This is a genomic window from Moorena sp. SIO4G3 (assembly GCF_010692305.1).
Taxonomy (GTDB): Bacteria; Cyanobacteriota; Cyanobacteriia; order Cyanobacteriales; family Coleofasciculaceae; genus Moorena; species Moorena producens_A.
On record NZ_JAAHIG010000404.1, the window covers coordinates 1 to 7,644 of the forward strand.

Sequence of the window (7,644 nt, forward strand, 5' to 3'; positions counted from 1 at the left end):
CCAATTTTTTGCCCCAGCAGAACAAGCGGTATTCCCTTGATTGTGAAACCGCACCACCTACTGTCGGCCAACTCTCTATATACTACAACCATGATGGCTTCCTTAATCATTGGTTTTGCTGTGGGTGAACCGTTGTTAGCCTTAGCGGATAGGTTGGGAGCTCAGCTACATGTCGGCGTGTACTTGGGGAAAGAAGTTTTGGTAGGAGGGTCTTATGCGATCGCAGGATTAGTATTGTTGTTACTGAGAACCGGTGAAAATCGGGAAAAGTCTCAGGCTGAGCAACCTCATGTGTGGGCAGACATTGCCGATGGTCTGCGTTACGTAAAACACCATCGAAGTGTCCGCAATGCTATGATTCAACAAGTTATTCTGTTTTCTGTTTTTGCTGCTTTAGCGGTTCTGGCGGTAAGACTTGCGGAAAACCTCCCTGGGATCACAGCTGCCCAGTTTGGCTTCTTGTTAGCAGCCGGTGGAATTGGGATGGGGATTAGTGCAGCAATCCTAGGAAACTGGTTTGATGACACCTCCCATGTAAATTTAAGTCTGTCTGGTTCTGTGGGTATGGGATTCGCCTTAGTAGGGTTGTCCCTATTCACTAACAATCTCTGGCTGGCTTTACTCATGACCATGGTATTGGGTGGGTTTGGGGCTTTGGTAGGTATCCCGATGCAGACTACCATCCAGGCAGAAACACCAGAAGAGATGCGGGGCAAAGTTTTCGGACTACAAAACAATGCTATTAATATCGCCTTGAGTTTACCCTTAGCCTTAGCGGGGATCGCAGAAACTTGGTTGGGTTTACAACCTGTATTTCTTGGTTTAGCAGCACTTGTGTTCTTAGGTGGGTTCTTAAACTGGTATATTTCCGGTAATAGATTAAATAATTTAAATAAACCTCATAATATAGAGACTTAACTACCAACCGGAATGCATATCGCCTGGCTCGGAAAAAAATCCCCTTTTTGTGGTAACGTCACCTACACTCGAGAAGTCACCAATGCTCTGCTAGACCGGAGCTACCAGGTCAGTTTCCTCCACTTTGCCCAAGAAGAAGAGGACCGGACTTGGTGGGGTTGTCAGGAGGTACCACTGCCTTGCTTGTACAAGTCTCAGATGTATACCATTCCAACCCTAACCGCCAGTAAGGTTTTGAAGCGATCGCTACAGGAGCTCAAACCTGATCTTGTCCATGCTTCCTTAACGTTATCTCCTTTAGACTTCCTGTTACCGGAAATCTGTACCGAACTCAATATACCCTTAGTGGCGACCTTCCATCCGCCCTTTGATGGTAAACGACGCAATTTGCAATCGGGAACCCAATTGCTGACCTATCAAGTTTATGCGCCGTTTCTCGCCCACTACGACCGAGTGATTATCTTTTCTCAACTCCAACGGGATGTCCTAATCCGGGTTGGGGTTCCTGATCACAAGCTAGCCGTGATTCCCAATGGGGTGGATGTCCAGAAATATTCTCCAGGATATTCCCAGTTTACCTCTGACTTGACATCCGAGTTCAAAGCGGAACGCCTGTTTGTTTATCAAGGTCGGATTGCTACGGAAAAAAATGTGGAAGCGCTGCTGCGAGCCTGGAAACAATGTAACCTGGGTGAATCCAGTAAGCTAGTGATTGCTGGTGATGGACCGCTATTAGCCTCATTAAAACCATTTTATGGGGAAGAACACAATATCATTTGGCTAGGATTTGTGGCTTCCGAGCAAGAACGGATTGAGATTTTGCGGGCAGCGGATGTGTTTATTTTACCTTCTCTATTGGAAGGCCTATCTTTATCATTACTGGAAGCCATGGCTTGTGGTGTGGCTTGTGTAGCCACAGATGCTGGAGCTGATGGGGAAGTGTTAGAGGATGGTGCTGGGGTAATTCTCAATACCCATGGGGTGACATCCCAACTAAAAACACTATTGCCCCTATTGCGTGACCACAGAGACTGGACTACTTTGCTGGGTCAGAAAGCTAGGGCAAGGGTTCTAGAGCGCTATACCTTAAGTGGGAATATTACTCAGCTCGAAAAGCTTTATGAAGAGGTTGTAAAAATCCGGCTTGTGCAATTGAGTCGTCGTGCTTAGTTTTTTTGTTGTTTGGGAATTTACCCTCATGCTCAGTTGCCCTTATGGTGAAGAGGGTATACAAACTTAATCTACTCCTCAAGGGGTTACGCACTCAGTCCTGTTTATAACTTAGAACCTACCCATAACAGCTGAGTATTTCGGGTTTTGAAGGTGTCTTGGTACTCTTTGAGGAATAAGAAAGATATGCTTTACCAAAAATTTGGGTCTAAAGCCCCGTCCTTACAGGACCGCTTTGTGTTAAGATGAAGACATAATAAAAAAATATTCTAGATAAACAGGATATTGAATAAGTAGACAGTGTAAAAAACCTGTTTTGAGATAATTAGGTTGCACAATCAAGTCTAACGATTTGGAAGTCTATGAAGGTCTAAGATCCCAAAAAAATGTTTATCTAAATTTGTTAATTAGTTTAGGTACGGTGGGGCACACCGAAACCTAGGTCAAAGACCAAATACGCTTGTGGAGAGGAGACCTCTATTTTTCCTGGCTCCGGCCTGGTTAAACAAGTCCCCCCGTTGAAGCAAGAATCCCCGTCCTTCCAGGGCGGGGAGTGTCAAGTTGTTGGTAAATCTCAGAGAGTCGAGTCATCCCTTCTTCTGTATATCGTTTAGCTTCTCGCCAAATTGCTGACCATACTGTTTCCAATGCTCTTAACTCTCGGCAAGAACGAATCAGGGTACAACAAGCAGCTATCCACTGTTCTAGCTGACGGTAGCTAATGAAGTAGCCGCCTCTTCCTTGAATATGTACCCATAGTACATGAGCCCACTTTTGCCATCGCCAGACTCGACTAGGGTCAATTTTTAGATATCTGCTGAGTTGTCTACGAGTGATGACGAAGGTTTGAGGATTGATGCGACGGCGAAGAAAGTTCATAAGATTCAATCATGTTGAATTGTGACTTGGACTTAAACAGCGACCAGGAGCAAAAGGGGAAAGGGACATTTTTCCCTTTCCCCTTAGGAAAAATTGAGGGAGGTTAATTGGTAGAAACGTAGCGAGTAAGAGCACGCATCTGTTTACCGGGAATGGAAACAGGCATTAAGGGACTCCATTCGCTGATTTCAGCAAAGCCGAGTTTGTATTGGGTGTGGATGATTTTGGTGATGCCGTTACTTGAACCAATGACTAGGATTCGCACAGGTTCTCGCTTGGGTTCAGGTGGTGTGGGAGTAGACTCGGAGGCTGGTACCGAGGGAGTTTCTTCCGGTTCTGGTAGAAAGTTGTTGGACATGGGAAGTTACCTTCTTATTGTTACCGAATGGACTACAACTAGTCTACCTCATTGTAGTCCATTTGGTGCCATTTACTCACAACTGAGTAAATGACAAAATTTGAGGCATGGGAAAAGCAGGCAAAGCCCTCAAACAAGTATTAGAAAGCTACGGCATCAGCCAGAATCGAGTCGCTGTGCTGATGGGAATTGGGCGTTCCAATATTTACCGTTGGGTCAATGAAATCAGAGATCCAGGCGCTGAGATGGTCATTCAACTTCGGGATGCCCTGTATCAGATTAATCCAGCAGCAGCAGAAGATTTTGTTAAGCTTTATTTGGGTAATCCCAAGCAAAACAACGATTCGTCTTAATTGCGAAGCAATTGCTAGATATATCTATAAGGGATAACTTGACATTGATTGATGAATACCCTTCCGATCAACATTCCTCCTAGCCTCAGAGTTACTGACGAGCAGTTTGAACAACTTGCTGCTGCTAATCGAGACTTACGCTTAGAACGTAGTGCTACAGGAAAATTGATTGTCATGCCACCCACTGGGGGGAATACTGGAAAACGCAACATTGATATAGAAGGACAACTTTGGTTATGGAATCGCCACACTAAACTGGGGGTTACCTTTAACTCATCTACTGCTTTTCGACTTCCCAATGGGGCAATTCGTTCTCCTGATGCAGCTTGGGTTACTCAAAAACGATGGAATGCATTAACCCCTGAACAACAAGAAACTTTTCCACCCCTTTGTCCTGATTTTGTGCTGGAGTTGCGTTCAAAGAGTGACAATATGGAACCGTTACGCCAAAAAATGCAGGAGTATATTGATAATCAACTGCGTTTGGGTTGGTTAATTGACCCTAATCATAAGACGGTTGAAATTTATGGACTCAATCAAGCTGTAGAGGTGTTGAAATCTCCCAGAACATTATCGGGAGAAGATGTTTTGCCTGGCTTTGTATTAGACTTGGAATTGGTCTGGAATTAGCATAATTGTAATCATTCATCTATCAGCCAATGCGCTACGCGCACGCTACGCGATCAGCGATTGCGCTACGCGCACGCTACTTGAGGTGCCATTAGGCTTTGACCACCCTAAGCCATTCGTCACAAGTTAAGGCAGAATGTATTTTGTCAAGGTATTGTTAATTAATCTTTACCTGGGGGGGGTGACATGCAAGCTAAAATCTTTACTGGGTAATATGTTCAGCCCATCTGTTACTTAATCGGTGCGTTTTCCGTAGGCGAATTTAATTCGCCTACGGAAAACGCACCATTACGGTCTTGGGGAGGCAGCGCGGTCTTGGGGGTCCCCCCCATGACCGCGCTGCCGTGGTTTCCCCCACTCGCGCTTTGCATGGCTGACAATGATCAGCAGCTGAAAAGGTACCCTCAAGGGTACTGTCAAGCCGGGTTAGATCATTCTATAAATGTATTGATTGAAATTCATTACAGTAAAAGGTAAAACCCATGGCTTACAAATACTAGAATCCCTGTGTCTTCCAAGTTCCAATCAAATTGGGAATATATCAAAGTGGCAGAACAGATGAACTATGTACTATCAGAGCAAGCTAAAACCCATACCTTGGCTGTGAGTTTGAAGTTCCACTTTCTCAGAGCATGGTTAAGTTTGAATAGAAAGTTGCAGAGCTGGAAACTTTGCTAAAGGGAAAGTAAAACCTCCAGTGATTAATTTGTGATGAATTTATAAGATAACACGAGAGAATAGTGAATATAAATGGACGTCAACGCCAGAAATTAGTCCAAGCCATTATTAGTGCTTATCCAACCAAAGCCAAGTTGGAAATGATGATTGATTTTACTCTAGAGGAGAATCTGAATGTTATTGCAGGTGGAGAAAACTATGAGCAAGTTGTTTTTAAGCTCATTAAATGGGCAAAGGCAAATGGTAAGCTAGAAATACTGATATTATCAGCCTCTGAGTCTAATCCTGGCAATAAAGAACTACAAACAATTAAAAATGAAATAAACAGGAAGCAAACGCCAATTGCTCCACATTATAAACCTGAGGCTTTGACTCGAAAAATATTGATTTTGTCAGGCAATCCTAGAGACACAAGTAAACTTCGTTTAGACGAAGAAATGCGTGAGATAAAGGAAGGACTAAAACGGGGAATAGCGCGTGACAAGTATTCAATAGAGACAGCGGAAGCAGTACGGTATAGAGACATACACAGATCCATACTGGACTACAAACCAAACATTGTTCATTTCTCAGGACATGGGGCAGAGGAAGAGGGTCTAGTGTTTGAAGATGAGAATGGTCAAGTAAAGTTAGTCGATCCAGAAGCTTTAGCAGGATTATTCGAGCTGTTTGCTGACCAAGTAGAATGTATTGTTCTCAATGCTTGTTACTCAAAGGTACAGGGGGAGGCGATCGCAAAACATATCAACCATGTGGTTGGAATGAGTAAAGCAATTAAGGATCAAGCAGCCATTGAATTTGCTGTAGATTTCTACGATGCATTAGGAGCTGGTAAGTCCTATGCTTTCGCCCACAGATTAGGGTGTCAGGTAATTAAGATGTCAGGAGAATCAGAGGCTTTAATTCCCTGTATTTTAGGAAAAAGTCACCCCAGAAAGCCAAGTGAACCTGAACCACTAATTATTGAAAATGAAAGTGAAAATGAAGGCGAAAATAAACCTTTGGATGATAGCCAGCTTACTCCATTTGAATTTAAACTTGTGCAGTTAAATGCTCAAGGCCAAGAAAGTGGTAGGCGCTCTATTGAAGCTAAACGGTTTTGTGAAGAAATAACGGAGCACACAAACTTAGAAATGGTTGCCATTCCAGGTGGTGTGTTTCAGATGGGTTCCTCAGAGCTGGAAGAGGGGAGTAAGAAAAATGAATGGCCACAGCATTCAGTAGAATTGTCTTCTTTTTATATGAGTAAATTCCCGATTACACAAGCTCAATGGTATAGAGTTTCAGCTCTTCCTCAAGTTGAAATTCCTCTGAATAAAGTTCGCTCGAAGTTTAAGGGGGAAGAGCTGCCTATGGAGGGAGTTTCTTGGTATGAAGCCCTTGAGTTTTGTGCAAGATTATCAAGACACGTTGGACGTCAATATCGGCTACCAAGTGAAGCTGAATGGGAGTATGCATGTCGAGCAGGAACTGCTACTCGATATCACTTCGGTGATAGGATAAGTACTTCATTCGCAAATTATAATGGCGCGAAGGTTGATGGCTTTGATTCAAAAGAGATTGATCGTAAACGGACAACTCCTATAAATTCTTTTGGAGTATCTAATGCTTTCGGTTTGTCTGATATGCACGGAAATGTTTTTGAATGGTGCGCAGATCCCTGGCATGAGAATTATGAGGGAGCTCCTCAAGATGGAAGTAATTGGGATGTGGGTGGCCAGAGCTATCGTCGAGTAATTCGTGGGGGCGCGTATAATGAAGGACCCAACGATTGTCGTGCAGCAAGTCGTTATTTCTTAGATCCGAACAGACGAACTGGCTTCGTTGTTGGTTTTAGAGTTGTTTTTTAATAAAGGAGATTCTATCTTATGTTAGGTGTTGAAATTATCGAACCAGGTGAAGTAGGAATTCTTGTAAGGCTTGGAAAAGCACAAGAAAAGGTGTTACAGGAGGGGTTACATTTTGTAGCTCCATGGCTTGAGAGGGTTCAAAAATTTGACATTAGAGTACAAAAGTACGAAGTTGAGGTTCCAGCAGAAACTAGGGATTTACAGCCGGTAGATGCCAAATTTGTTATTACTTATCGTGTTCAAGAAAACAAAGTGGTTACGGTTCTACGAGAACATGGAGATTTAAAACATGTTGAGCAAGAACTTGTTTCCCCACAGACAAAAGGAGCCTTCAGGCAAGCTGCTACTAGCATGAATGCTCAAGAAATGGTAACTCAGAGGGCTGAATTAAAGCAGAACTTTGAACGTGAACTTAATGATTCCCTGGACAAGTTCGGAATCAAACTTCTTGATATTTCGATACTCAGACTAGAATTTGGTAAGGATTATCAAGATTCAGTCATTAGAGCACAAATGGCGGAGCAACGAGCGAGAGAAGCAGAGAATATGGTTAAAGTTGCTAAAGCAGAAGCTCTTGCAGAGCAAGAACGTGCCAAAGGTCAAGCTTTTGCGGAAAAAGAACGCGCCGAAGGTAAAGTTACTGCTATCAAAAAAGTGGGTGACGCATTACTATCTCCAGGAGGTAAACTTTTTCTCCAAATTGAGATACTAGAAGCTTGGAAACAAGGAGGCTCTAAAGTGCCAAATGTTCTTGTTATAGGTGATGATATTCCTAGACTTCCTTTCTTGTTAAACACAGAAGAGGAAG

8 protein-coding genes are annotated in these 7,644 nt (G+C 43.3%); 6 read left to right on the forward strand and 2 right to left on the reverse strand.

From position 1 onward, the window contains the following. Positions 1 to 918: MFS transporter (locus tag F6J99_RS38055; protein WP_365975088.1), on the forward strand; the 918-nt coding region annotated here is incomplete at its 5' end. 12 nt (positions 919 to 930) lie between these two features. Beyond that, positions 931 to 2,088 (forward strand): glycosyltransferase family 4 protein, encoded by a 1,158-nt coding sequence (locus F6J99_RS38060; RefSeq protein ID WP_293121101.1) that lies wholly within the window; start codon positions 931 to 933, stop codon positions 2,086 to 2,088. Between the two features lie 501 nt (positions 2,089 to 2,589). Here the strand turns inward: F6J99_RS38060 and F6J99_RS38065 are convergent. Together F6J99_RS38065 and F6J99_RS38070 are read right to left on the reverse strand one after the other, a co-directional pair. Further along, complete coding sequence (locus tag F6J99_RS38065) at positions 2,590 to 2,967, reverse strand: hypothetical protein (protein WP_293121103.1); 378 nt, start codon at positions 2,965 to 2,967, stop codon at positions 2,590 to 2,592. Positions 2,968 to 3,070: 103 nt separating this feature from the next. Then, positions 3,071 to 3,325, reverse strand: a complete 255-nt coding sequence (locus F6J99_RS38070; RefSeq protein WP_293121105.1) for a peptide ABC transporter substrate-binding protein — start codon at positions 3,323 to 3,325, stop codon at positions 3,071 to 3,073. Between the two features lie 107 nt (positions 3,326 to 3,432). On the opposite strand from F6J99_RS38070, the gene F6J99_RS38075 reads away from it, so the two are divergent. From F6J99_RS38075 to F6J99_RS38090, 4 genes are all read left to right on the forward strand, one after another. Beyond that, entirely contained in the window at positions 3,433 to 3,678 is a 246-nt protein-coding gene (locus tag F6J99_RS38075; RefSeq protein WP_293121107.1) for a helix-turn-helix transcriptional regulator, read from the forward strand. Between the two features lie 51 nt (positions 3,679 to 3,729). Then, complete coding sequence (locus F6J99_RS38080; protein ID WP_293121109.1) at positions 3,730 to 4,308, forward strand: Uma2 family endonuclease; 579 nt, start codon at positions 3,730 to 3,732, stop codon at positions 4,306 to 4,308. 740 nt (positions 4,309 to 5,048) lie between these two features. Beyond that, entirely contained in the window at positions 5,049 to 6,836 is a 1,788-nt protein-coding gene (locus F6J99_RS38085) for an SUMF1/EgtB/PvdO family nonheme iron enzyme (protein WP_293121111.1), read from the forward strand. Positions 6,837 to 6,854: 18 nt separating this feature from the next. Next, positions 6,855 to 7,644, forward strand: a 790-nt coding sequence (locus F6J99_RS38090) for a prohibitin family protein (RefSeq protein ID WP_293121113.1), incomplete at its 3' end; no start/stop codon positions are given.